This window comes from Anabaena sp. WA102, from assembly GCF_001277295.1.
Lineage (GTDB): Bacteria > Cyanobacteriota > Cyanobacteriia > Cyanobacteriales > Nostocaceae > Dolichospermum > Dolichospermum heterosporum.
Genome location: NZ_CP011456.1, coordinates 2726150 through 2751540, shown reverse-complemented (window position 1 = coordinate 2751540; position 25391 = coordinate 2726150). Strand labels below are relative to the sequence as shown.

23 protein-coding genes and 1 tRNA gene are annotated in these 25391 nt (G+C 38.9%); 9 read left to right on the top strand and 15 right to left on the bottom strand.

Annotated elements, in window-relative coordinates:
• Positions 1–19 precede the first annotated feature (19 nt).
• Positions 20–526, bottom strand: a complete 507-nt coding sequence (locus AA650_RS11865) for a hypothetical protein (RefSeq protein WP_053541268.1) — start codon at positions 524–526, stop codon at positions 20–22.
• A 497-nt stretch (positions 527–1023) separates the two neighbouring features.
• Here AA650_RS11865 and AA650_RS11860 point away from each other — a divergent pair, with 497 nt between their 5' ends.
• Positions 1024–1233: a hypothetical protein gene (locus AA650_RS11860; protein ID WP_053539177.1), complete on the top strand. Its 210-nt coding sequence runs from the start codon at positions 1024–1026 to the stop codon at positions 1231–1233.
• 178 nt (positions 1234–1411) lie between these two features.
• On the opposite strand, the gene AA650_RS11855 is transcribed toward AA650_RS11860, so the two are convergent.
• Entirely contained in the window at positions 1412–2008 is a 597-nt protein-coding gene (locus tag AA650_RS11855; RefSeq protein ID WP_053539176.1) for a GNAT family N-acetyltransferase, read from the bottom strand.
• A gap of 755 nt (positions 2009–2763) precedes the next feature.
• Between AA650_RS11855 and AA650_RS11850 the strand changes: the two genes are divergently transcribed.
• Together AA650_RS11850 and AA650_RS11845 are read left to right on the top strand one after the other, a co-directional pair.
• Complete coding sequence (locus AA650_RS11850) at positions 2764–3945, top strand: hypothetical protein (protein ID WP_081424212.1); 1182 nt, start codon at positions 2764–2766, stop codon at positions 3943–3945.
• A 50-nt stretch (positions 3946–3995) separates the two neighbouring features.
• A tRNA-Gly gene (locus AA650_RS11845) sits at positions 3996–4066 on the top strand.
• Between the two features lie 489 nt (positions 4067–4555).
• On the opposite strand, the gene cobJ is transcribed toward AA650_RS11845, so the two are convergent.
• From cobJ to AA650_RS11790, 11 genes are all read right to left on the bottom strand, one after another.
• Positions 4556–6277, bottom strand: a complete 1722-nt coding sequence (gene cobJ / locus AA650_RS11840; RefSeq protein WP_053539174.1) for a precorrin-3B C(17)-methyltransferase — start codon at positions 6275–6277, stop codon at positions 4556–4558.
• A 647-nt stretch (positions 6278–6924) separates the two neighbouring features.
• A complete protein-coding gene (locus tag AA650_RS11835; protein WP_053539173.1) occupies positions 6925–7236 on the bottom strand; it encodes a hypothetical protein in 312 nt (103 codons plus the stop codon).
• Between the two features lie 56 nt (positions 7237–7292).
• On the bottom strand, positions 7293–7472 hold the full coding sequence (locus AA650_RS11830) for a ribbon-helix-helix domain-containing protein (protein ID WP_053539172.1): 180 nt from the start codon (positions 7470–7472) through the stop codon (positions 7293–7295).
• Between the two features lie 530 nt (positions 7473–8002).
• Positions 8003–8311 carry a HigA family addiction module antitoxin gene (locus tag AA650_RS11825; RefSeq protein ID WP_053539171.1) on the bottom strand — a complete coding sequence of 103 codons (309 nt, stop codon included), beginning with the start codon at positions 8309–8311 and terminating at the stop codon, positions 8003–8005.
• A gap of 177 nt (positions 8312–8488) precedes the next feature.
• Positions 8489–9040, bottom strand: coding sequence for a hypothetical protein (locus tag AA650_RS11820; RefSeq protein WP_053539170.1), 552 nt, complete (start codon positions 9038–9040; stop codon positions 8489–8491).
• Positions 9037–9585 carry a restriction endonuclease gene (locus AA650_RS11815; protein WP_053539169.1) on the bottom strand — a complete coding sequence of 183 codons (549 nt, stop codon included), beginning with the start codon at positions 9583–9585 and terminating at the stop codon, positions 9037–9039. The genes AA650_RS11820 and AA650_RS11815 overlap by 4 nt, the downstream gene beginning before the upstream one ends.
• Positions 9586–9699: 114 nt before the next feature.
• The gene (locus AA650_RS11810) at positions 9700–10455 is read right to left on the bottom strand and encodes a hypothetical protein (protein ID WP_053539168.1); all 756 of its coding nucleotides are present in this window, start codon (positions 10453–10455) and stop codon (positions 9700–9702) included.
• Complete coding sequence (locus AA650_RS11805) at positions 10455–12203, bottom strand: protein kinase domain-containing protein (protein ID WP_053539167.1); 1749 nt, start codon at positions 12201–12203, stop codon at positions 10455–10457. Before AA650_RS11805 ends, AA650_RS11810 begins: the two co-directional genes overlap by 1 nt.
• A gap of 1002 nt (positions 12204–13205) precedes the next feature.
• On the bottom strand, positions 13206–15473 hold the full coding sequence (locus AA650_RS11800; protein ID WP_053539166.1) for a transglycosylase domain-containing protein: 2268 nt from the start codon (positions 15471–15473) through the stop codon (positions 13206–13208).
• A 71-nt stretch (positions 15474–15544) separates the two neighbouring features.
• Positions 15545–16006: a signal peptidase II gene (lspA, locus tag AA650_RS11795; protein WP_053539165.1), complete on the bottom strand. Its 462-nt coding sequence runs from the start codon at positions 16004–16006 to the stop codon at positions 15545–15547.
• A gap of 69 nt (positions 16007–16075) precedes the next feature.
• The gene (locus tag AA650_RS11790) at positions 16076–16663 is read right to left on the bottom strand and encodes a biotin transporter BioY (RefSeq protein WP_053539164.1); all 588 of its coding nucleotides are present in this window, start codon (positions 16661–16663) and stop codon (positions 16076–16078) included.
• Positions 16664–16693: 30 nt separating this feature from the next.
• Between AA650_RS11790 and AA650_RS11785 the strand changes: the two genes are divergently transcribed.
• The 6 genes from AA650_RS11785 to ndhD1 all read left to right on the top strand — a co-directional run bounded on the left by AA650_RS11785 (position 16694) and on the right by ndhD1 (position 23132).
• Positions 16694–16879 carry a type II toxin-antitoxin system HicB family antitoxin gene (locus AA650_RS11785; RefSeq protein ID WP_035081131.1) on the top strand — a complete coding sequence of 62 codons (186 nt, stop codon included), beginning with the start codon at positions 16694–16696 and terminating at the stop codon, positions 16877–16879.
• A gap of 518 nt (positions 16880–17397) precedes the next feature.
• Positions 17398–18552, top strand: coding sequence for a phosphate ABC transporter substrate-binding protein PstS (gene pstS / locus AA650_RS11780; RefSeq protein WP_053541267.1), 1155 nt, complete (start codon positions 17398–17400; stop codon positions 18550–18552).
• A 52-nt stretch (positions 18553–18604) separates the two neighbouring features.
• Positions 18605–19555, top strand: a complete 951-nt coding sequence (gene pstC, locus AA650_RS11775) for a phosphate ABC transporter permease subunit PstC (RefSeq protein WP_053539163.1) — start codon at positions 18605–18607, stop codon at positions 19553–19555.
• A 135-nt stretch (positions 19556–19690) separates the two neighbouring features.
• Positions 19691–20578, top strand: a complete 888-nt coding sequence (pstA, locus tag AA650_RS11770) for a phosphate ABC transporter permease PstA (RefSeq protein WP_053539162.1) — start codon at positions 19691–19693, stop codon at positions 20576–20578.
• A 38-nt stretch (positions 20579–20616) separates the two neighbouring features.
• Complete coding sequence (pstB, locus tag AA650_RS11765; protein WP_027400654.1) at positions 20617–21423, top strand: phosphate ABC transporter ATP-binding protein PstB; 807 nt, start codon at positions 20617–20619, stop codon at positions 21421–21423.
• A gap of 134 nt (positions 21424–21557) precedes the next feature.
• A complete protein-coding gene (ndhD1, locus tag AA650_RS11760) occupies positions 21558–23132 on the top strand; it encodes a photosynthetic/respiratory NAD(P)H-quinone oxidoreductase subunit D1 (RefSeq protein WP_053539161.1) in 1575 nt (524 codons plus the stop codon).
• Between the two features lie 111 nt (positions 23133–23243).
• On the opposite strand, the gene AA650_RS11755 is transcribed toward ndhD1, so the two are convergent.
• Both AA650_RS11755 and AA650_RS11750 read right to left on the bottom strand, forming a co-directional pair.
• A complete protein-coding gene (locus tag AA650_RS11755; protein ID WP_053539160.1) occupies positions 23244–24287 on the bottom strand; it encodes a WD40 repeat domain-containing protein in 1044 nt (347 codons plus the stop codon).
• A gap of 73 nt (positions 24288–24360) precedes the next feature.
• Positions 24361–25332, bottom strand: coding sequence for a CobW family GTP-binding protein (locus AA650_RS11750; RefSeq protein ID WP_027400657.1), 972 nt, complete (start codon positions 25330–25332; stop codon positions 24361–24363).
• Positions 25333–25391: the final 59 nt, after the last annotated feature.

The following is a 25391-nucleotide window of genomic DNA, read 5'->3' as shown; positions in this document are numbered from 1 at the left end:
AGTAGCAACTAATTACCACTCATTTATTTTTGGTATCAATGCCTACGCGACGAACAATCGTTACAGTTTGTGTTAACACACCTACTAACATCGCAAAAGCCTCATCTGGGATACAAGCCACTATTTCAGACGGGAAAAATACCTCAAACTGATCAAGAATCTTTTGTACTCGTTCTTTAGCAATTGGACTCTCAGTAATTTGTTTAATTAAACGTATCCATTGTCGCCTAAGCAAATAAGCTTTCTGACGATGTTCATGGGATTCAGGAGTCAACAAAGAAAGATTGCCTATGGGTAAAATCCCTTGGCAATCACTATCATGATCTCCACCAATCGCTGCTCCAGGTCCGGCAAACTCCGCATGATATTCTTTAAAAAGTATTAACCCATTCCTTCTCCGACTATTAACCATAAAAACCTTGCCACCATGAATTAGTGTGAGGAGATTAGAGCCATTAAATTGCCCATTTCCATCTGGCATGATAATTTGGTTAATAACACTGTTTTGAATGTGATAGTTTGATATAAGTAGGTGAACACAATAAAACCAAACTGTGTAAAGAAATGTAAAATCGCCTAAACCTTCTTCACTCTTGCCTCTTGCCTCTTGCCTTTTGCCTTGCCATAACGACAATTTTCAACGCCAACCTACTTACTGTTCTCTGATATTACTTGAACAGTATCATTTATTTCAGAAATAAACACGCACTTTTAGTTATTTTAATTATCCTATTCTATGGGATTAATGCTGGATTTCAATCAATCCAGAGTCAATACTCCTCGGTTAAGCCTAAAAAGTCATTATCCGGTAGGTTGGGTTGTGGAACGTATCCCTGACGGGAGGCGTATCCCTGCGAACTGCTTGCAGCAGCGCTTCGCTATCGCCGGAGGCATCAGCCATAACCCAACATTATCAAGGATTTGGTTGGGTCTTGCTGTCGCTCAACCCAACCTACATTTCCTTAACTTTACTTTCCGTTACTTAGAGGGTGTTTGAAAAAGTTGTCTGTGAGGGCTAGAAGTATGGCTAACGCCACGCTACGCTATCAGGAGGTAGGGGCGCATGGCTTGCGCCCATTCAGGAGTATGGCTAACGCCACGCTACGCTATCAGGAGGTAGGGGCGCAGGGACTGCGCCCATTCGGGAGTATGGCTAACGCCACGCTGCGCTATCAGGAGGATTTAGAAGAAGTTATAAGTAATATCAAGTCTGGAAAATTGAGCGATTTTTGATGCTATGAGATATTTTTCTTGCACCTCATTTACCTTTTATACAGATGAAACTCTTCATGTGTCTGGGTTGTAGGTTTATATGGCTAACGCCACCCTACGCTATCAGCAAACCCTACTTAGGCACTTTCATGAAATCCAAAATGTGACTTTCTTCTGCCTTCCTTCTCTCCGACTTCTCCTATATACGTTTATGCAGTAATATCTCACGTGAGCGATTAAGGAAAAGCGCATCCCAGGGAGATTCAACCTTATGTACGCGATATGCCAACTTAAAATAAAGCTGACGGGCATGATGATTATGTTCTAAAACGTGGAGATATAAATCTTGAAATCCCCATTCCTGGGAAATTTGCTCACAGCGAATCAATAAACTAGAGCCTACACCCAGTCTACGGCAACCCGGATCAACAGCTAAATTAGATATATAAGGGAAACCCGGATTTACACCAATCCAAGGATAATTACCCCTAACACTCATTTCTATAGTTCCCATAATTTTCTGATTTTCAGTGGCAGTATCAACAGCAACTAAACAAATATGATGGGGTGTGGGAGAATTGATCCGATGCCTTAGATCCTCATAAATACCTATACGAAACAAAGGGAAAGCCCAACTCCACAAACCCTCTTGGGAGTGGAAGCTTTCAGCCACAATTTGGGCAATACTTATTAGATCATCAGGCGTAGCTACGCGAATTTGGAGTTTTCCAATAGTTAGAGTCGCAGTTTCTCGGTTTACTGGGGGTTGGGTAGGGTTAAAAAACCAGGATTTCAAAGCTAGTTAGGGATTAATTTGATTGATTGCAGGAATAAGGTTGAAAGCCTTTTGGTGGCTGTTAATCCACAATATACTAGCCACTCAGCGGCTTGGCTCCCTGAGAGAGTGAAGGTTCATTACATAATTTCAGTTTTTTCTGTTCACCTACCTAGTTAGGATAACTTATTAATAACGTAGTAAAATCTATCTAAACTAGATATTTTAGCGGATGAGAGCTAAAAATTTTCCTAATTGAGAACTGGAGAGGCTGATAAGATAAATACTGAGTAGTGGATATGGGAATAATAACCTATAATGATCGCCATGTTCACCACCCTGAAAGTAAGAGACTTCCAATTAAAAAAATATTCGGCTCTTGCGTCTCTTTTATGGTGATTGAGGATTGATTGTTACAAAACCCTTATGGGACAAAGGTTATAAACAATTATCCCCATATTTTTAATGAAATGCTCACACAATGCGGCTGCCAATGATTTTGAACCAGGTTTGTAGTTATTCACTCCCCCCCTCTAAAATTATCGAAATCCTTGATCTCTCTTTAAAGATAGGGGGGAGTGTGAACAGTTACCCAGATTTTCTATAAAAAGAACCGAACTACTAGTAGTCTGTCAACCCGAAAATGACGGGTGAAGGCAAGCAGGGGGAGAAGAGAGGCACCGGGGGCAGGGGAGGGAAGAACAGAAGTTTTTTCCGCTCATTACCCGTCAAAATAAATTTGACGAACTACTAGAATATTCAAGTTTTGAATTAACATGATGCCAACGTTGATCAATAATCATTTAAGCGATAGTTCGATTACATCTCAACCATTGAGACGACATAGTGATCCACCTTGGTTATGGACTGTTGTATGTATTGGTTCTGTCTCTATTCATTTGTTAGTATTTTGGTTAATGCGTTCATCTAATGAATTTCAAGCTTGGTTTCCTCGCTCTAACCAAAGTTCGATTCCCATTGATATTATTGAAATTGCTTCCGAACCAAAATCCACAATTAAACATCAATCAACAACTCCAAAGATTAAACCGCAATCTTCTTTTTCATCTTCACCAAAATCACCACCCACTACACCCAACAATCAAAATGATGGTGAGATAATTTCTAAAATTCATTTAACAGAACAAGATAAAACTCAAAAGCCTGAAGTTAGAAAAATTGAAGTTAGAAAAATTGAAGTTAAAAAGCCTGAAGTTAGAAAAATTGAAGTTAAAAAGCCTGAAGTTAGAAAAATTGAAGTTGAAAAGCCTGAAGTTAGAAAAATTGAAGTTGAAAAACCTGAACCTGAAAAAACCGAAGTTGAAAAATCACGAGTTAGACAACAATTCTATCCCACAAACCCAATACCAGAAGCAACACCAGAAGCAACACCAATAATTCCAGATAGTGAACTTCCCTGGAATCGTCGTCAAGAAGTGAAACTAGGAAAGGGAACTCTCCTCCGTCAAGACATTCCTACTGATTCCCCAACTCCCACAGCAGAACCTTCCGTAAATCCTAACCGAGAACCAGAAGCGTCCCCAACCACCAATGGAGGGGGTGCTATAGCTACCGTCAGTCCTCTACTCAAAGAAGAAGTTAGTGAATTAATACAACAAAAACAACTCATAACCGATGCTTTACCAGATGTTCTAGCTGAATACAAAGGAAGTACAGAAAAAGATTTAGAGGCTAGTATACTTCCCAGCGATGAGGATCTCAAACCAGCAAATATACTGGCTAGTTTAGTAATTGATAAAAATGGAAAATTTCAACAAGCGATAATCATCACGATTGAACCCGCCGCACTCCGCAGCCAAGCAAATATTTATGAACAAGCACTTAACCAGATATTTGCACAAGAAAGTTTTCTTGCTGCTTATAATCAAGACGGATCAAAACCAGATTTAAGCAATTTATATATTCGTCTCAAAATTAAATCCATAAATTCTCCATAACTACTTGCAATTTTATAAAAGCCATGTTATCTTAATTAAGTCAGAAGCACGCGGGTGTAGTTTAGTGGTAAAACTCCAGCCTTCCAAGCTGATCATGCGGGTTCGATTCCCGCCACCCGCTTCTTGAGAAAAAAATAGTTCGACTGCTCACCTTATGGAGAAATAGGAGGGAATTCTTAGCTGGGAACAGATAAGAAACACTCATTTGCTGAGTTTAGAGATTCAGTCAAGAAAAAGATGTTTTTAAAAGATGCGTAGCACGAAAAAAAACAGTGTCATTATTTCAATCTCATGTTTTTAAACATGAGTTTTTTCTGTTCCCTGTTGCCCGTTCCCTGTTCCCTCTGAATGAATTTTCAATATATAATTGTCATTTTTTTCAAGAATTTATAATAAGTAAAATGTCCGCAAGGGCGGACATTATCAGGGCTTCTGTCACTTTTATTGGCTACAATCATGTCTGAAACATGATGTTTTTATTGTTGATGATGAGAATAAAAAAATCAAGTCTTTCTCAGATATAAACTAGACATAATTAAGAGAGTTATATCTTAAAGGAGTCAGGAGAAAGGAAGAAAGAAGAAGGATATTATGTTTAATAGAAAAAACATCATTCCTGAGAATTATATCGGCGGGAAGTATAAACCCAAATATTATGATCTTGCTGGATTTGTCGAGTGTGGGAAGAACCAATAATAATGACAGTTCGCATATCCGCTAATGCTGGTTCTAATTCCTTTAGAGTCGTAACCTGGACTTCTTCTCCCTTTCTTCCTAAATTTCGTCCCAACACAACTGGGGTATCAGGTTTGCGGTGTTCCATTAAAATCTTTTTCGCGGCGGCTAGTTGCCAAGTGCGTTCTTTTGATACAGGATTATAGAAAGCAATGACAAAATCACTTTTAGCCGCAGCGGTAATTCGTTGAGCGATAATTTCCCAAGGTTTCAAAATGTCAGAGAGAGAAATCACACAGAAATCATGACCCAAAGGCGCACCAATAGTGGCTGCTGCGGCTTGCATAGCCGAAATACCAGGGGCGACTTGAATATCAATGGTTTGCCATTCTGGTTTGTGATATTGCTCTAAAACCTCAAACACTGCCGCCGCCATTGCGTAAATACCGGGATCGCCAGAAGATACAACTGCTACATATTTTCCCGATGCAGCCAAATCTAGCGCCTGATATGCCCTTTCTGCTTCCACGCGGTTATCTGATTCATGAACACGCTTACCATCTGCAAGATGTCCAATTAAATTAATATAAGTTTTATAACCGACTAAATCCGTCGCTGCTGCCAAAATTTCCTTTACCTGGGGTGACATCCATTGAGATGCACCAGGACCCGTACCAATAATCGCTAATTTGCCCTGGGGTTGTCCAATGGTGTCAGGGTTGATAATTTGCGTGGAAATGGCAACAGCTATCTGGGAAAATGGGGATGATACAATTCGACTATCTGCACCTGTAGCCGCCAAAACCAATTCCGTTAGTTCATTGGTGGGTAGGAAACGGGTAGGAACTCCCAAAGTTGTCGCTATAGAGTGAAGTTGGGAATTATTCGCCAGTTGTAGCGGTGCAAATATTCCTGCCACTGCGGCAGGTGCTAAATTAGATTCTGCGAGGATTTGGTGAATTTGAGTGATTGTATCTGGTTCTGGCTTGGTGAGAGCGTTGCCTTCGGCGAGCAAAGCTATCGCAATTTTCCCAGGATGATAAACTAAACAATTAGGATCAGAATTACCCAAATTTTCAGTAATTTGAATAATTAACTCACCATTTTCATCAATAGGTAAATTACTCTCACTCAACCAAGGCGCTATTCCTTGTAATTTAACCTTTCCCCCAGCCAATAAATCAGCAATAAATTTTTTCCCATGTTCTGGGTTAGCTAAATGATATCCAGCAGGAGGAGATAACAAAGCAGTGTGAAAACGGATATCTCCCGTTGTGGTAATTGCTGGTTGGATATTCAGTGCTGAACCCACTTGACGTGCTAAATCATTTACACCACTTAAACCACCCAAAAGCGGAACAACAGCACTACCATCTTCAGCTACAGCTAAAACTGGCGGTTCTTGTCCTTTGTCAGTTAACAACGGTGCAATTGTTCTAATTAGAATCCCCGCTGCACAAATACCAATTATCGGTGTACCAGCAGCGAATAGTTCTCGTAAAGTTTCGCCAAAATTGGTAAAGCTAATATCAACATCATGAGTGCGATTAACCAAACCATATAATTTCGCACCAGCTAAGACACTAGTAATTCTTCGCCCCACTGTAACGCTATTTTGACTCAAGACCACAACCGCAGGGCATACCCTAATATTCATAAAAATTTTTAATCTTGTAAATCCTTAAATTTTGGGCGTTGCTGAATATACTCTAAACGGCTTAATCGTTTGATTCTATGGGTAGGGGTAAAGCAAAAGCTCATTGGTGTCAACTTAATCTCAAATCCTGATGATATCTCGTTCCCAGTCTCTGACTGGGAATGCTATTACAGAGGCTCTGCCTCTGTTTTCATAGAAGGCAGAGCCTTCTAGAATTCATTCCCATACAGAGTATGGGAACGAGAAAGGGTGAAACTGATATTTTACAAGGCTTTCACGTTAAGTTGACACCAATGAGCTTTTGCTTTACCCCTACACATCTAGCTTTTTTGTTATTTTGTAAAAATTCAAATCTCCGCCGTTTTTAGTATAACTTTAGATAACATCCTGGCTCAGTCAACGACAAAAACTTAGGAATGTGAATTAAGGAACTTCCAATTAAAAAAATACCCAAAAATTTCTTGTGGTGCGGGACGAATTGCCCGCTAATTATCAAGGATGGGCATCCTGCCCATCCCACAAAATTGGGTAATTTATTTTTTGGTGTTCCCTAAATTAAATAAATTGCAAAAGTAGGGTGTGTTAGCGACAGCGTAACGCACCATTCCCAGTTTAAATCAGAATTGCAGGTTATTAAATTTGCATTCCTAACTATCCATCAGCTTGATCAAAATTGCTTCTAGTCTTTCTAAAGCAGCATTGGTTGATTTTTGATTCTCTGCAAAATTGCTTTGGAGAGTAGCAAGGTTAGTATCTAATCTTCCTACCGTTTCATTTAGTCCTACTACCACATCGTTAAGGATGGCATTTCTCCCCAAAACACTGGTAGCAGTTCCCATAAAGTCATCAACCTTATATATCAGTTCCGTCAGGTTAACTGCTGTAGTTTCCTGTTGAACTGCCACGCGCTCTAATATCGCTTCTATCCGGTCTAATCTATCTACTGGTGGTGTATTCATATTGTTTTTGAGTAGTTGACGATACCTGCGGACTTAGCCTGGCGATCGCAAAATGGTTAACTTGCTTTTTGATCTTCCGGTTTGTAAATCTGAACTGCTCTTGTCACAAGCCTTTCTACAAGATTTGATAGTGTCCTGTCTTCTGAACTTGCAATACTTTCTAACTCTTCACGTAGTTCATATGAGCAAGTAAATGTAATTTTTGCTTTTTTAGTTTGACCCATAGCTTCTAACACGATAGATAACTTTAGATTACATCCTGGCTTAGTCAACGACAAACACTTAGGAAGCCATCAGAAGTTATCTATTGCTTCAGAAGCTATAGATAAACATAACACTATAACCAAGGTCACGCAACCCTCCTTGCAATATAAAACCTTACGAAGGCTTGACGATAGGGAATTTAAGCCAATTTTAGATATTTCAAAAACTATTTTATACCTTATTTTTTATATGCTATTTATTGATTGATGTGTGATACGATACTTTGGGTGTGGAAGGTGGGATACAAAATATAATCAGTAGAATTATAGTCATCCCTGCTGTGATGAGGTACAGTTTTTTATCATCTAATCCTTAGTAGGGGCGGGGTTTTCCCGCCCTTCATAGTATTTTATGAGATCAAAAAATGCTGTATATATAAGAACAATAGTTGATTTTTGAAATTATTTGTGTAGGTAGCCAAAAGGCAAGAGGGTTTTAGAGTATTTAGGTGTACGGAGTTTTGTTCAACAATCAAGTATGAGTCCTACATAACATATTTGTGTTAATCTGTCACCATTAAAGAATAAGGAATAATTTGATTTAAAATTTCTCCTAAATTTCTTTTCGCTTCCATGATTTCATAAGCATTTTGCAATCTTAAAAAATAACCATCTGAAAGTCTAAAATAGCGACAAAGGCGCAAATCTATATCTGCCGTCATTTTCAGTTTACCTGTAATAATTCCTTGAATAGTAGGATAAGTTAAACCTAAATTAACAGCTAAAGTATTTTCGCTGATGTCTAATTCTTCTAAAAATTCATATTTTAAAATTTCACCAGCATGGGGATTATGTAGTAAGTTATTTTCCATGACATTTTCTCCTAATGGTAATCCACTATTTCTACATTATAAGCATTTCCATTTTCCCAAAAGATCCCCGACTTCTTTTCAAGATTTTTCTATTCAACAAATAATTAATCTTAGAAGTCGGGGATCTGAAAAATGATGTTGGGTTTCCTTGCGTCAACCCAACCTACAAATATATAGTTAGTTAATTGCCACAAAAGACGGAATAAGTGATGATAAAAATTCTATTATTTCTTGTATTAATGAATGTTGTTGTAATATCTTAATTTCTTCATCATTGATATTGCTAAATATTTTCTCACTAATTGATTGTTCTTTACCTAAAACTGTCTCTAAAAATTCTTTAGGTTTACTTTGCGCTAGTTGCCATTCTAAATCATTAAATTCACGTTGGGCGATTTTTTCAATTAATGGTTTATTTTGGAGAAATATAATTTCTATTTCAGGAATAGCTAAAGATACTTGAAAAGGGGTTTTAGCCGCAGCACGACGTAATAAATAATTAACTAAATCCCTTTTTTCAAATACTTGAGATTCGTTATCTGTATTAGCATCTAAAATTAATATTACAGGAATATGTCTAGTAGCAATCAGGGAACTTGCTAATGATCTTACTTCATACTGACTTTCACCTACTACTATTTTCACATCTTGAATTAAATTTTTGGGCAGTAATTTTTCTAGGATTTCTTGGTTTTTATTACCTTCTAATACTATATAAGATGAAGTCATGATAGAACCTCAGTTTTAATGTTGTAATTAGCTAGTCCTTGTTCAACACAAATACGATATTTTTTGATTAATGCTCTACGTATACACTCATTTTCTAAAGAATATTTAATTTCTTCTCCTCCCCACAATAGAATAGTTTGAGGTGCAACAAATCCAGCTAAGGTTTCCGATGCTTCTGTAAATCCACTACGACTAAATATACTCCCAATAGTTGCTGCTGGTCTGCGTAATAGTTGATTTCTCAACTTGGCTATAGGTTCAATTTTAACAGGTTTTGCTGTGTCTTTACATTCTATTATACAAGATAAGCCATCTGCATAAACTACTCCGTCAATTTGTTCTATTTCTTCTCCATCTAAATACACGCTGTAAGGCCAAGTTACTTCGGCATTGTTGAGTTGAAATGCTCGTAAAACGAGATATTCTAATGCTTTACCTGCATCCCAATTTGGTGTATTACCTGATTCAATTTCTGACCATAATTTGATTAAATCATCCCATTTATAGCTAGTAATTCTTGCTTTATATTCTGCATTTGTGGTCATGATTCTATCTGAAGTTTCGTATGTTGTAGCTTATTATCATTAATTCTACGTTACGCTGTTATTGATTATTGTTGGGTTTCCTTGCGTCAACCCAATCTACTAAATTACAAAAACCTAATTACCAAGTAATTCTCTTTTACGTCGCTCCTGTTCCTGCTGCCGAACCCTTGCGCGTGTTTCCTGATATTCTTTTACTGCTTTTTGAGATTCCTCATATAATAACCACCTCAATCGACCAGCTTTATCAGCATTTTCTAAAAGAGAAAATACTTCTCTTCTTTGTGGTTTATCAAGTTTAAGAAACCATTCGATAAAAGATTTTAAAATTATCTCTCCTGAACCTGATACTTCGTCATGAGCTACAATGCAAGAAGGACAGACATATACTATATATTGAAGATCATGATAATAATAAGGATCAGCATTCCTGATTTTATATCCTGTAGAAATTGAATTCTTTGTCGTACTACATTCTTGGCTAGAGGCATCCTGAGTTACAAGACAGTCTAACAACTGGTGAGGATAACCATGTATCCTTGCTAATTTTCCAATAGCTACAGAACTGGGATACCCTGGTAGTATTTCTCCTGTTGAAGCGAGTTCAGGAAATTTATCCAAAATTAAGGAGTAATGATATCGAGATTCGATACATACTTCTAAATTAGGGAATCTAAAATACTCATTATTCCACCTATCAACATTGAATAGCATTTGTTGATAGTATTTTTTAGAAGGAACATCTTTCTGACAACTATCAGCTACCTCAGCCAGTGATTTCATATTAACCTGTGCATCACTTCTCATTGGCGTTAAAAACAAAGCCGAGCCAGTTACAAATAAAGTAATTAAACCTTTCACTGTGAATTTCATTATTGATTTCCTTCTCTGATTACCTGTTCTAATTCATCGGAAGCTTTAGGAATGGGATGTGTATTTTCCCAAGGTTTAGTCACATCAACTACATTATCATGTGAACGTGGTGTATTTTCTTGTTTTTTCCTTGCTTTTTGTGGTTTAGCTGGTAATTGTCGTTTCTTTGGAGTTACCAAAATTGTTTTTGGTGGTTTTCTTCGCAAAGCTTGTTTAGCCTTTTCAGTTTGTATTGCTGCTTGTTGTCTTTGTTTCTCTCGCAGTGCAGCTTGTTCTTTCTGTTGTGCTAATATTGCAGCCTGATTTTCCCTTTCTCTAATCACAGCTTCTAGCTTTTCCTGTGCTTCTTTAGCTGCTTGTTCTTTCCTAATAGCCTCTACTCTTTCTTGTTCGGCTTTAGCGGCTGATTCTAATTTCCTTTGTTTCTCTATAGCTTCTTTTCTCTCTCCTTCAGCTTTTAAAGCAGCTTCACGTTTTTCTATTTCTTCCCTCTTCGCTTGTTCAGCTTGCAAATCTTCAGATGAAATTACATTTACAGGACTTGGCTGAATTTGCGTTTTAGCCTTTGGTGTAGATTCGGAAAAGGGGATAACTGGTGATGAATTAGAAATACTAGGACTAACAACAGGTATTTTTTCTTCAGTTCCAACTATGTTTTTATTATTAGGTTGATTCAATGCAGCAATAGCAAAATATCCCACACCTAAACCAATCAACCATTTCCACTTTTTGCGATTTTTCAGATTTGGTTGAGCCGCAGGTTGTACGGGTTTACCTGGACTAACGGAAACAGTCGGTAAAGAACTATTTTTTGATTGAATATTGGTGGTATTTCCGAAAATGTAAGGTTGATTTAAAGCCTTTTCAATTTTCTGCAATCTCTGTAAAATAACTCTCGTATTTTCAGGACGCTGATTTGCAGTAGGAGCAATTAAATTATCAATTAAATCTGCTAAAAGCGGAGAAATATTAACTGCATATTTCCGCCAATGTAACTCATTAGTCAGAGGATCATAAATAGCTTTATCCTGGGGTTCTTTACCTGTCAGCAAAAATATAAAAGTCCGTCCCAAAGCAAAGAAATCAGACTGTTGTACAGAATAACCGTTTTGTTGTTCTGGTGGTGAATAACCTTGTGAAATAATTCTCGTATGGGAATTTCCGGCTAAAATTGTGGTTGTGATTTGTCGCACAGCACCAAAATCAATTAAGACAAGTTGCCCACTTGGTCGCAGCATGATATTCTGAGGTTTAATATCACGATGAAAATATTTTTGAGCGTGGACTAAAGCCAAAATTTCTACAATTTGTTTTAGCCAATTCAGTGCTTCTTTTTCAGAAATAGTTTGATAATTACGAAATTCCATCCATTGCTCTAAATTTACCCCTTCAATTTTCTCCATTACTAAACAATGCAATGGTATAGAAATATTTTTAGGTAAAACCGTAAAATAACCATCTGCTTCTACTTTGGGAATACCCACACTATTTAACTGACTCAAAACCTTGGCTTCTTGTTGAAACAATTCCACAGCTTTAGGGTTATTCTCAGTTAGCACTTTTAAAACTTTGGTTTTTCCACCGTCGTCAATTTCAAAGGTGTTGCCAAAACCACCTTGTCCTAGTTGTTTAAGTACCCGATAACGATTTTGCAGCAGTAGTTGTGACCCACAGTTACGACAAATGGGATTATTTGCATTTGCTAGGTCAATGGGTTTGGGACAGTGAGGATTGATACAATAGGACATTACGCAAAAATCCGCCCTATCAATAAATGACTGTTATTCATACCCAATCCAGGATTTAAGAATGTAAGGCAGTAATAATATGTTTCAATAAGGTGTTAGTATAGTAACCCATACTACGTCTCTTTGGCAACTGGTTATACTATTTACTCCTAATTATATCTAAGCTAGATTTTATTTAACGTGAGTTCGATGAACCTCACCCCAACCCCTCTGCGACACGGAAAGGGGCATTTTAACCTCTTATTAGAATCTTAAAATCAGGTTTTTAAGCCTCTCCAATATTAAATGTTATTCCTCTCCTCTTAAGTAGGTGAACACAATAAAACCAAACTGTGTAAAGAAACGTAAAATTGCCCAAACCCTCTTCACTCTTGCCTCTTGCCTCTTGCCTTTTGCCTTGCCATAACGACAATTTTCAACGCCAACCTACTTAGAAGGTGTTTGAAAAGTCATGATTGCTGTATCGAATATTTTACCCCTCCCTAACCCTCCACTTATAAAGGCTATCGTGTACACACAAGTTAAATTACCCCCCTTAATCCCCCCTTATAAAGGGGGGATTAAGGAAAAATTAGTTCCCTCCCCAAAGCATCGGGGAGGGTTAGGGTGGGGTAATTTGAGGAATAATTGTGATTCGATAACTTGTGTGTACACCGTAGCCTTGTAAAGGGGAAAGGGGGTAACAATGTGATGAAAATTACGGGATACCACTTTTCAAACATCCTCTTAGGGACTTCCAAATAAAAAAATACTCAACCACCTAACGCAAAAATCTCTCAAACCCTTATTCCTCTGTGTCCTCTGCGCCTCTGTGGTTCGTTAATCAGGATAATTTATTTCTTGGAAGTCCCTTAGAAGAGGGTTAGGGAGAGGTTCACCAGAGGGGTTAAAAATTATTGGTCGAACCCACGTTTATTTAATTAAAAGCATAAGTGCTTATGCACAAAAGATAATTCTTCACCCCGACTTCTAACCCTAACGAAAAGACTTTTTTAACAAACTCTATTTAGTAATTTTACCCATATAACTACCCCAAAGTTGTGCCGCTTGGGCGCTGCTGCCAGAGGTAGGTGAATTATTGTCATTTCCTAGCCAAATGCCGGTGACAAGTTGACGACTAGGAATAAAACCAATAAACCAGAGGTCAACATTATTATTTGTTGTTCCGGTTTTACCTGCTTCACCTAAACCAATAGCTGCGCTACGACCTGTACCACTAGTAATTACTCCTCGCATCATAGTAGTCATTTGATTGGCAACTGCTGTTTTTAGAACTTGTTTAGAACCATTTGGATCTGTATCGAAGGAGTAAATCACCCGACAGGTTTCAAAATCTTTAAGATCCTTGCAATCACTACTATCACGAATTTTACTAATAGCATGAGGGGGATTCCAGACTCCACGATTACCAATCGCCCCAAATGCGCCAGTCATTTCTAAAACATTAACCACACTTTGACCTAATACCAAACCAGGTACTTCCTCAAGATTTGATTTAACACCCAAACGCTGCGCCATATCTACGACTTTATTCAAACCAATTTCCTTGGCTACCCGCAAAGCAATGGGGTTTTCTGACATTGCCAAACCAGTGGCTATGTCTAAACTACCACCAGCACCAGCCCGACAGGGTTTATAGGTAAAACCTTGCCAAGTTAAAGGACTGCAAGAATAACTTCTGTAGGTCGAAAACCCTTTTTCTATAGCCGCAGCGTAGGCAAAAATTTTAAAGGTAGAACCTGGTTGTCTTTGGGCTTGAACGGTGCGATTAAACTGGCTTTTTTTGTAATCAGTCCCGCCTACCATAGCCACAATACTCCCGGTTTTTGAGTCCAGAGTTACCATTCCTCCTTGAGAAAATCCAAAATTTGAGCCGGCTTTGGTGACGGAATTTTTTAACTCAGCTTCGGCTTTGGCTTGGATAGTTGGATCAAGTTGGGTTTCGATGATATAGTTACCCTCTCTAGCTGCTGCTGGACCTAGCCTTGATGTGAGTTCTTGAAAGACGTAATCATAGAAATAGGGGGCAATGGTTTTGGCTTGCCTTTCGCAAACTTTGGGGCTAACTTGAACGGTAGAACGGCGAGCGCGGTTGGCTTCTTCTTGGGTAATTTTGCCCATTTCTAGCAGTCGTTTAATGACTCGATTGCGGTAGTCGGCTGCACCGAGTTTCCGGGGACCACTGCCACAAAAATCGAAGGCATTGGGGGCGGGTAAAATCCCTACTAGGGTGGCTGCTTCGGCTAGGGTTAATTCTTTGGCGGATTTGTTAAAATAATATTTGGCTGCATCTTCAAAGCCGGAGGTGTCTGCACCTAAAAATACCCGATTTAAGTAGGTTAGTAAAATATCGTCTTTGCTGTAAAAGGTTTCTAGTTTGAGGGAGACGACGGCTTCTTTAACTTTCCGTCCTAAAGAGTCTTGACTGCCTACATATTCCCGGAATAAACTTCGAGCTACTTGTTGGGTAACTGTACTTGCTCCCTGTTGAACGTCACCGCTCCGACTGTTGATAAGTACGGCTCGCAATACACCCAAGGGGTCTACGCCAAAGTGCCAATAGTAGCGACTGTCTTCGGAAGCTACGACCGCAGCAGCTAAATAGGGTCCAAAGTCTGATAATTGTTTCAGGTCTACGTGGGCGATATTGCGGGGTTCACGGAGTGGGGTTGAGCCATCACGGGCATAAACAACGACAGGGGCGCGAGTGGCTGTAGGTAGGGGTCTAACGGAAAATTTCAGCCATTCTGCACCTATGGCTAGGGCAATTAAAGCCGTGACACCACCGACTCCATAGGCTGTCCAGGTGGCAGCTTTGATGTACCAAGCTGGTGGGTCTATGTATTGAATACTCACAGCATCAGCTAGATCCTGTGGTCCTAAGTTAATAACATCACCATGACGCAGTTCTAGGGTATTTATCCGCCTTTTGCCAAGATAAATACCGTTGGTGGAGTTTTCATCTTTGATTGTGAAAACGGGGGTGTTTTGGGTGGAGTCCCGCGATAATGAGAGGTGAACTGTGCTGACAAGTGGGTTACGGACGACGATATCAGAGGATTTTGAACTCCGTCCTAGTATATAGCGATCGCCTAATAAATCATATTCTTCTTCTTGGTTCCCGCCGGCATCATGGACCAATAGTTTTGGTACTTTCGCATTGGGTTTGAGCTTCATGGAGAAGTTGACTCTAGCATGAATGGTGCTGACCGCTTGAGTTACTTGACCAATTATAGTTTTTGGCTTTTGAGGAGGTTGGGGAGAACTCATAAACAATTGCAAGTTAAAAGTTAAAAATTAACGGGAAAGTAGGGGAATTTCCAAAAGAAGAATTAAATTTTTTAATTACTTGGTGTTTTTTTCCATGAGGCAATTAACAAGCAGACTATACCAATACTAATAAAAGAATCAGCCATATTAAACACGGCAAAATTAATTAACCGAAAATCAAGAAAGTCAATGACATACCCTAGTATAAATCTATCAATACCATTGCCCATTGCTCCCCCTAAAATCAAACCATAACCCATTTGCTCCCAAAAACTTAACAATGGTCCAAATAATGCAATGGTTATCAATACCAAACTGACACCTAAAGATAGCCAGCGTAACCATTCTACTTTGTCACTTAATAAACTAAAGGCTGCACCTGTATTAGTAACATAGGTAAAATGAAATATCCCGCTCAACAGTGGTAGTGTTTGTCCTGGGTTAAAGGTCTTCACTACCCAGTATTTTGTCAGTTGGTCTAATAGAAATGCTATCAGAGCGGCAATCCAGAAGAAGCGATTTTTTATACGCATGATAAATTTGTCGGGTGTCAGCTGTCAGTTGTTCTTCTTTGCTACTGACCAATGACCAATGACCAATGACTAATAAAACATTATATGTCGTAGCACATAAGCTACTATGGTAACGGCACAAACAACCACTAGTTGTCCTGGCAGTGCAAAGCAGGAGTATTTAAGAATAGCTTGAATCAGTGATAGATTGTCTGTTCCTCTCCAGGGTAAGATATAACTGATGATTAAATAAGCAATACCGCAGATGTGAACGGTGAATAAGCCACAAAGACAACTAAAAGCTAGAGTTTCTAGCCGAGGTCGAGCTTTAAAGGCTAAATATCCACAAATCCAAGCTCCGGGAATAAATCCCAGTAAATAGCCAAACTGAGATAGTTTAACATAACCGATACCGCCTCCTTCGGCAAATACAGGCAATAAGGTTAATCCCATGACTAAATAGGCAATTTGCGAGAGCGCACCAGCATTTTGACCTCCTAAACAGCCTACCAGTAGGACTGCACCAATTTGATAGCTGACACCTAGTGAAAGGGTTTGAATTCCGTGCTGACTCCAGTTCCAAGGTGAGGTAACACCATAAGCTTCCAGGAAAGTACCACCCATTGTGAGGAGCAAGCCTATCATAGACCATAGCAGTTGATTCGAGGCAGCAAACATTGATTAGGCGCAAGGGTTAATTAACAGTAGGTGCAAGGTCAAGAAGTTTACAATTACACCGTCATTCTCGCAAAGGAGAAAAATGGAAATGATCATGCTTTTTGTCCTCTTTTTCAGGGCTGTCTTTCTCAAGGAGATACTTTTGAAGAAGCGATCGCTAATATAACAGAAATTGTAAAATTATACATTGAAATTCTCCTAAGTAGGGTTTGCTGAATAAGTTGCCTGTGAAGGCAGGGAAAAGGGAACAGGCAAGAGGCAAGAGGCAAGAGGCAAGAGGCAATAGGCAAGAGGCAAGAGGCAAGAGGCAATAGGCAATAGGCAAGAGTAAAGACGTTTTCAGCGATTTTACGTTTCTTTACACAGTTTGGTTTTATTGTGTTCACCTACTTAGGGACTTCCAATTAAAAAAATACCCAAAAATTTCTTGTGGTGCGGGACGAAAAGCCCGCTAATCATCAAGGACGGGCAGGATGCCCATCCCACGAAATTGGGTAATTTATTTTTTGGTGTTCCCTTAATGGATAATCAACCTATCTTTAAGAGGATGTTTGACAAGTTTTCAGTGAATATAATGAAATCCCAGACGCACTGACCCGAACTGGAGGCTTGATCAACTCAAGCCTTTATAAATCAATGGTTTCAGGAGTAAGTTGGGGGAGCAAGAAGCAGAGGAAAAAAAAGATTTTAGTAAATTCAACTCAAATAGGATTGCTCTACTTAAAATCAGTTTCATGAAAAATCATCGCCTGATAGTTGCAATATCTCTATTAACAGTAGTAATTAGTCTATCAGCTTGTGGAGAAACTAACTCAAAGAATCCAATTATAAGTGAGTCTCCTGGTAAAACGACAAATACAACTACTGCCAATTCTCAGAAACTAGATTTAGGAGGTAATGTAGAATTAATAGGCGCGGGTGCTTCTTTTCCTGCACCACTTTATCAAACTTGGTTTACAGAGTTAAACAAAAAATATCCCAATTTAAAAGTTAATTATCAGTCTGTGGGTAGTGGTGCGGGTGTTGAGCAGTTTACCCAAGGAACATTAGACTTTGGTGCTAGTGATGTAGCGATGAAGGATGAAGAAATTAACAAAGTTCCGGCGGAAAAAGGTGTGCTACTATTACCTCTAACTGCTGGTAGTATTGTCCTAGCTTATAATTTGCCAGAAGTTCCTCAACTCCAGTTATCACGAGCAGTTTACACGGATATTTTGTTAGGTAAAATTAAATTTTGGGATGATCCGGCGATCGCTAAAATCAATCCTGATGTAAAATTACCAAAAGAGGAAATCAAAGTTATTTATCGCGCTGATGGTAGTGGAACTACGGGCGTTTTCACCAAACATCTTAGTACCATTAGTCCAGAATGGAAAACTCAGGTAGGTGAAGGTAAAAGTGTAAAATGGCCGATAGGAGTTGGTGCTAAAGGTAATGAAGGTGTCACCGCCCAAATTCAACAAACTCAAGGTTCTATTGGTTATGTAGAATATGGCTATGCTAAGGAAAGTAAACTCAAATTTGCATCTTTAGAAAATAAATCCAACCAGTTTGTTTTAGCTTCTGAAGAATCAGCATCTAAAACTCTAGCATCAGTAACTTTACCAGAAAATCTTCGTGCTTTTATTTCCGATCCTGAAGGTGCAGAATCCTACCCAATAGTAACTTACACTTGGATTCTCGCCTATAAAAAATATGCTGATACCCGCAAAGCTAAAGCAATGGAAGCAACTATTGAGTATGCTTTAACTGATGGACAAAAGATAGCTAGTGAATTAGGATATGTACCTTTACCAGCCAATGTAATTGCTAAAGTCGCAGCAGCGGCTGATCAAATTAGTCCTGATTATCATATTTCTGTTGGTGCTAATTCTCAAGGTAAGAGGTAGGGGCGCAGGGCCTGCGCCCTCTGTCAGGAGTCAAGAGTCAGGAGTCAGGAAAATGACTACAAGTTTTCAAGAAGATCCATTAACTACGAAAAACCGTTCAGAAATAGATAGAAATCTAGATCGGAGTTTTATTTGCATCACTCGAATTTTTGCCCTAGCGATCGCTGCTATTCTATTATGGATTACCTTGCAAATTACTATTAGTGCTTGGCCAGCTATCCAAAAATTTGGAATTAATTTCCTTGTTAGCAGCAATTGGAATCCTGTTAATAATGAATATGGGGTACTCCCAGCAATTTACGGAACTCTCATCAGTTCTTTAATTGGACTGATTTTAGCCCTCCCTATTGGTGTAGGAACAGCAATTTTATTGAGTGAGAATTTCCTCCCCCCCCAGGTAAATTTAGTTCTGGTATTTTTAGTAGAACTCCTAGCGGCTATTCCCAGTGTTGTTTATGGAGTCTGGGGAATTTTTGTGTTAATCCCTGTGTTAAAAAATCTAGGCACATGGCTACATACTTATCTAGGCTGGTTGCCAATTTTTAGTTCTGCACCCACTGGACCAGGGATGTTACCAGCAGGAGTAATATTAGCAATTATGATTTTGCCAATTATCACGGCTATCTCTCGTGATGCCTTGATTTCTGTACCTTCAAGTTTGCGTCAAGCCGCTCTAGGAATAGGTGCAACCCGTTGGGAAACCATTTTTCAAGTTATTATCCCTGCTGCCTTTTCTGGCATTGTCAGTGCAGTAATGTTGGCACTTGGGAGGGCAATGGGTGAAACAATGGCTGTGACAATGTTAATAGGTAATGCTAATAATATTAATATCTCTTTCTTAGCACCATCAAATACGATTTCTTCTTTATTGGCAAATCAATTTGCTGAAGCTAATGGGTTGCAAGTTGCTGCTTTAATGTATGCAGCTTTAGTTTTATTTATCTTAACAATGATCGTCAATATTCTGGCGGATTTTATTGTGGCAAGAGTACAGCGAATTTAGAATGCATAAGATCCCCGACTTCTAACATCAATTTATAGTTTCTGGACACAATAAATAAAAGAAGTCGGGGATCTGAGGATAAACGCAGATAATTTTGTGTTTTATGAAATTAGTAAAAGTTATATTGGTTAAATTATGAATTCTTTGTTTCCGCAAGGAGGCCTAACTCGTTCTCTTTCGTCTCCTCGAACATTGGTTAATATGGTCATGACTGGATTAGCTTTTGTCTGTGGAGTTTTGGCACTGATTCCTTTATTGGCAGTGCTTTATTATGTAGTAATCAGAGGGTTTAGTAGTTTAGATATCAATGTTTTTACACAGTTGCCCCCTCCTCCCTTTGGTAAAAATGGCGGTTTTGGAAATGCCATTTTGGGAACATTATTAATGGTAGGAATAGCTGCTATAATTAGTGTTCCTGTTGGTGTGTTGGCGGCAATTCATTTAAGTGAGTTTAGTTCTCGAAGAATTGCCAGATGGATACGTTTCGCTACTAATGTTCTCAGTGGAGTTCCCTCGATCATTGCTGGGGTATTTGCCTATGGAATTGTGGTTTTAACCTTGGTAAAGCTGAATTTAGGTTCTTACTCAGCCCTGGGTGGTGGAGTCGCCCTAGCAATTTTGATGTTACCGATTATTGTGCGAACTACAGACGAGGCGTTGCAATTAGTGTCTCAAGATTTACGGCAAGCATCTATTGGACTAGGAAGCACTAATTTGCAAACTGTGATCTTGGTGGTATTACCAACTGCATTACCTGCAATTGTCACTGGTTCTATTTTAGCGATCGCTCGTGCGGCTGGAGAAACTGCACCATTAATATTTACGGCTCTTTTTTCTTCTTTTTGGCCAGATAGTATCCTCAAACCAACTGCTTCTCTAGCAGTTTTAGTATACAATTTTGCCACTTCTCCCTATCAAACTTGGCAATCTTTAGCTTGGGCTGCGTCTTTAATTCTTGTATTCATGGTTTTAATTACTAGTATTATTGCTCGCTGGGTTACTAGAAAAAAAGATTTAATTTAGCTATCACCAAAAAAAACTTTTTCATCAAGCCCGATTTTATGAATACTATCATTAGCACAATTAATGGAACTGAATCGGTTTTACGCACAGAAAACTTAAATATCTATTATGGCAATTTTTTGGCTTTACAAAATGTTTGGTTAGATATTCCTAAAAATCGAGTCACCGCTTTTATCGGTCCTTCCGGTTGTGGTAAAACTACCTTATTGCGATGTTATAATCGGCTAAATGATTTAATTGACTCATTTAGACCCGAAGGTAAAGTTTATTTCTACGACAAAAATATCTATGCACAGAATATTGATCCTGTAGAAGTGCGAAGACGCATTGGTATGGTATTTCAAAAACCCAACCCCTTCCCCAAGTCAATTTATGAAAATATTGCCTTTGGTGCGAGAATCAATGGCTACAGAGGTGATATGAATGAATTGGTGGAACGGAGTTTGCGACAAGCAGCTTTGTGGGATGAAGTCAAGGATAAATTGCGACAAAATGGTTTATCCTTATCCGGTGGACAACAACAGCGTTTATGTATTGCGCGGGCGATCGCTGTGCAACCAGAAGTTATCCTGATGGATGAACCATGTTCTGCCCTTGATCCTATCTCTACTGCACGGATAGAAGAACTAATTCACGAACTCAAAGAACAATATACCATCGTCATTGTCACCCACAATATGCACCAAGCATCACGAGTATCTGATAAAACCGCGTTTTTTAACGTTAAAGCTTCCGAAACAGGTGGACGTAGTGGCTACTTAGTAGAGTACAACTCAACTGAGATGATTTTCAGTGATCCTCAACAGGAAGACACCAAAGCTTACATTAACGGTAAATTTGGTTAATTCTTTTATCAAAAATTAACTTAAATTGAGCATCTATGTTAACCTTGTGGCTGTAATCCTTGATTTAAGGTAATTTAGAACTTATTAGATACTAACTTGCTGCCAAACATGATTTTAATAGCAGATTAATTGTGATGAATATAGCTAATTTCCCGTGGCTGACGACGATTATTTTATTTCCCATAGCCGCATCACTACTCCTTCCCATTATCCCAGATAAAGATGGAAAAACCGTGCGCTGGTATTCTCTCATTGTCGGGTTGATAGATTTTGTCCTCATTGTCTGTGCTTTTTATACTGGATACGATTTCTCTAATCCCGATTTGCAACTGGTGGAAAGTTATCCCTGGGTTCCGCAATTGGGCTTAAATTGGTCTTTAGGGGTTGATGGCTTATCCATGCCCCTGGTTCTCTTAACAGGATTCATCACCACCCTGGCAATCTTAGCAGCTTGGCCTGTAACACTAAAGCCGAAATTGTTTTATTTCCTAATTTTGGCAATGTATGGCGGTCAAATTGCCGTTTTTGCCGTCCAGGATATGCTGTTATTTTTCCTGGTGTGGGAACTGGAACTTGTCCCCATATACTTCCTTTTGTCAATTTGGGGAGGGAAAAAGCGCCAGTATGCAGCGACTAAATTTATTTTGTACACCGCTGGTGGTTCGCTGTTTATTTTGCTGTCTTCCTTGACAATGGGGTTTTATGGCGATACAGTGACATTCGATATGCGATCGCTCGCCTTAAAAGATTTTGGACTCAATTTACAACTTTTACTCTACGCTGGCTTCCTGATTGCCTACGCTGTCAAGCTGCCCATTATCCCCCTCCATACCTGGCTACCAGATGCTCACGGTGAGGCTACAGCCCCCGTGCATATGTTACTAGCAGGTATTTTGTTAAAAATGGGTGGTTATGCCTTAATTCGCATGAATGCCCAAATGCTACCCGATGCCCACGCTTACGTTGCACCAGTGTTAGTGGTTTTGGGGGTAGTAAATATCATCTACGCTGCCCTAACTTCCTTTGCCCAAAGGAATTTAAAACGGAAAATTGCCTACTCTTCAATTTCCCACATGGGCTTTGTTCTCATTGGGATTGCCTCTTTCACCGACTTGGGTTTAAGTGGCGCAGTTTTACAAATGGTTTCTCACGGCTTAATTGGGGCAAGTTTGTTCTTTTTAGTCGGTGCAACTTACGATCGCACACACACCCTCATGTTAGATGAAATGGGTGGTGTCGGCAAAAAAATGCAAAAGATTTTCGCCATGTTTACAACTTGTTCAATGGCTTCTTTAGCATTACCAGGAATGAGCGGTTTTGTCGCCGAATTAATGGTATTTGTCGGTTTTGCCACCAGTGATGCTTATAACTCGACATTTAAAGTCATTGTCATTTTCTTGATGGCTGTTGGTGTGATTTTAACGCCAATTTATCTCCTTTCAATGTTGCGCGAAATTTTCTACGGACAAGAAAATGAAGAGTTAGTTTCTCATCAGAATTTGATAGATGCTGAACCCCGTGAAGTCTTTATCATTGCTTGTTTGTTGATACCTATTATTGGTATTGGTTTTTATCCCAAATTGCTAACCCAAATGTACGACGCTACAACTGTACAATTAACAGCAAGATTGCGTGATTCTGTACCAACCTTAGCCGCAACCAAAGCAGTACAAAATGTCTCTTTGAGTGCGCCGATAATTGGTAATTAATTTGTAATTACAACTGGGGTGGGTTTGATACCTAAACCCCCTGTGGTTGCCCCAAATACCGGGGTAGGCACGGGGGCGCTACCCCCACATCCAAATGTAAACCAATTAATTTTAATTTTCGCCAGAAATTGACCAAATTATTAATTCACCTTGTTCACCACCAGCGGCTAATAATTGTCCTTGGGGATGCCAAGATAGAGTAGAAAAACCGGCTTCAGTGTCAGTAAAAATCTGTGAAACTTCTTTGTTTTCATTCCACAAACATAGCCAACCGTCAGCACCAGCAGAAGCGAGAATAAAACTTTGGGGTGCAAAAGCGATCGCATTAATGATATCCAGATGATTAGTTAATACTTGCGCCTCCCAGCCTACAGATTCATCTACCGACTTCTCCCATGCTACTATGCCATCAACGCTAGAAACAGCCAAAATGGGCGCATCTGTGGGAGTTTTTATGTCTGACCAAGCTAGATGACGAATTTTCCCTGGAAAACCCCGCATCACCCAAGGATCAGGATGTTCCCATTGTAAAACAGTCAGAGTCCGGTCCATATTTCCAGATGCCAAATACTTACCATCATCAGACCAAGCCATTGCTGTACTGACGGTAGACAGAGGAAGAATAAATGGTTCATCATCCCAATCTTGAGTAGACCAGATTTTTATGCCTTTATATCCATTAATAGCCAAATATTTGCCATCTTTACGCCAATCAATTCCCAAAATAGAGGAATCATTAAAGTTAAGAGTTGTAACAACTTCTAATGTGTCTGCATCCCAAATTTGCACATAACGACCTAAACTAAAAGCTAATTGGTTATCGGTGTGACTCCATGCTAATTGGTCAACCCAAATCGGGGCATTTTCTAAAGTGCTAATTAATTTATTTCCGCACCAAATTTTCACTTTTCCATCTTGTCCACCAATAGCTAAATATTTACCATCGTGGGAAAAAGCCAAACAATTTACCGCTTTATCTGTCGCTGTTTGTAAATTAGTTAATTCGCCATTTTCCCATAAAACAACTTCTCCAGCAGCCGAACTAGCTGCAAGTATTTCACCGTCAGCAGACCAAGCCAAAGCAGTCACATAATCTGCAAGTTTTGTAGAATAATGTTTTGTAAATTCTGGAGATTTATTAATTGTTAAGTTCATAGTTGTGATATTTTATTTTTACAGCAATTCGCCAAACCTGTAGGGGCGAGGAAACCCCGCCTCCATTGTATTACTAACTCATACAAGCAAAAAAGTCTGCTTTTAATTTGGCTTCATCTAAATTTCTACCAATAAATACAAGTTCATTTTTGCGAGTTTCATTGACTTTCCAAGGTCTATCCGCTTTACCATCAAATATCATGTGTACACCTTGGAAAACAAAGCGATTATCTTCATTTTCAATATTTAAAATTCCTTTCATTCTGAAAATATCTAGACCTTGATTTCTGAGTAATTCTGTCATCCAGGCATTTAATTTTTCACCGTTAATTGTCCCTTCTGATACTATCGCTACAGAATAGACGCTTTCATCATGGACGTGAGCATCTTCTCCTAAGAAATTAGGATCAATTTCTAACGCATGATCTAAATCAAATGCTTGCACTCCTAATAAAGCTGACATTGCTAATTCAGAATTATGGGTGCGGTAGATTTTTGCCATTGCATTCATTGAGCGAATGCGAGTTTCTAATTCATCTAAAACTTCCGGTGTTACTAAATCAGTTTTATTCAACAAAATTACATCTGCAAAAGCAATTTGCTCTTGAGCCTCGTCCGCTTCCCAATGTTGCCAAATATGTTTAGAATCAACAACTGTGACTACTGCATCTAATGACAACTGACTTTGTAAATCTTCATCAACAAAAAACGTTTGAATTACAGGTGCAGGATCTGCTAAACCGGTGGTTTCAATGACTAAATGATCAAATTTATCTCGGCGTTTCATTAAATTGCCAATAATGCGAATTAAATCACCGCGAACTGTACAACAAATACAGCCATTATTCATTTCAAAGATTTCTTCATCTGCATCAATTACCAATTGATTATCAATACCTACCTCGCCAAATTCGTTAACAATAACGGCAACTTTTTTACCGTGTTCGTAGGTAAGAATATGATTTAATAATGTAGTTTTACCCGCGCCTAAATAGCCAGTCAAAACGGTTACTGGTACTGAATTGAATGTTTCTGAAATCATCATAGTCTATCCGTTTACTTATTTTAGGAACAGAGTATTAACGCAAGACGGAATGCAAAAGG

Coding starts and splice junctions, on each gene's coding strand:
- AA650_RS11860 (WP_053539177.1), top strand. CDS start 1,024: ATGGCTAACGCCACGCTACGCTATCAGGAGGTAGGGGCGCATGGCTTG.
- AA650_RS11850 (WP_081424212.1), top strand. CDS start 2,764: ATGATGCCAACGTTGATCAATAATCATTTAAGCGATAGTTCGATTACA.
- cobJ (WP_053539174.1), bottom strand. CDS start 6,277: ATGAATATTAGGGTATGCCCTGCGGTTGTGGTCTTGAGTCAAAATAGC.
- AA650_RS11835 (WP_053539173.1), bottom strand. CDS start 7,236: ATGAATACACCACCAGTAGATAGATTAGACCGGATAGAAGCGATATTA.
- AA650_RS11825 (WP_053539171.1), bottom strand. CDS start 8,311: ATGGAAAATAACTTACTACATAATCCCCATGCTGGTGAAATTTTAAAA.
- AA650_RS11820 (WP_053539170.1), bottom strand. CDS start 9,040: ATGACTTCATCTTATATAGTATTAGAAGGTAATAAAAACCAAGAAATC.
- AA650_RS11815 (WP_053539169.1), bottom strand. CDS start 9,585: ATGACCACAAATGCAGAATATAAAGCAAGAATTACTAGCTATAAATGG.
- AA650_RS11810 (WP_053539168.1), bottom strand. CDS start 10,455: ATGAAATTCACAGTGAAAGGTTTAATTACTTTATTTGTAACTGGCTCG.
- AA650_RS11805 (WP_053539167.1), bottom strand. CDS start 12,203: ATGTCCTATTGTATCAATCCTCACTGTCCCAAACCCATTGACCTAGCA.
- AA650_RS11800 (WP_053539166.1), bottom strand. CDS start 15,473: ATGAGTTCTCCCCAACCTCCTCAAAAGCCAAAAACTATAATTGGTCAA.
- lspA (WP_053539165.1), bottom strand. CDS start 16,006: ATGCGTATAAAAAATCGCTTCTTCTGGATTGCCGCTCTGATAGCATTT.
- AA650_RS11790 (WP_053539164.1), bottom strand. CDS start 16,663: ATGTTTGCTGCCTCGAATCAACTGCTATGGTCTATGATAGGCTTGCTC.
- pstS (WP_053541267.1), top strand. CDS start 17,398: ATGAAAAATCATCGCCTGATAGTTGCAATATCTCTATTAACAGTAGTA.
- pstC (WP_053539163.1), top strand. CDS start 18,605: ATGACTACAAGTTTTCAAGAAGATCCATTAACTACGAAAAACCGTTCA.
- pstA (WP_053539162.1), top strand. CDS start 19,691: ATGAATTCTTTGTTTCCGCAAGGAGGCCTAACTCGTTCTCTTTCGTCT.
- pstB (WP_027400654.1), top strand. CDS start 20,617: ATGAATACTATCATTAGCACAATTAATGGAACTGAATCGGTTTTACGC.
- ndhD1 (WP_053539161.1), top strand. CDS start 21,558: ATGAATATAGCTAATTTCCCGTGGCTGACGACGATTATTTTATTTCCC.
- AA650_RS11755 (WP_053539160.1), bottom strand. CDS start 24,287: ATGAACTTAACAATTAATAAATCTCCAGAATTTACAAAACATTATTCT.
- AA650_RS11750 (WP_027400657.1), bottom strand. CDS start 25,332: ATGATGATTTCAGAAACATTCAATTCAGTACCAGTAACCGTTTTGACT.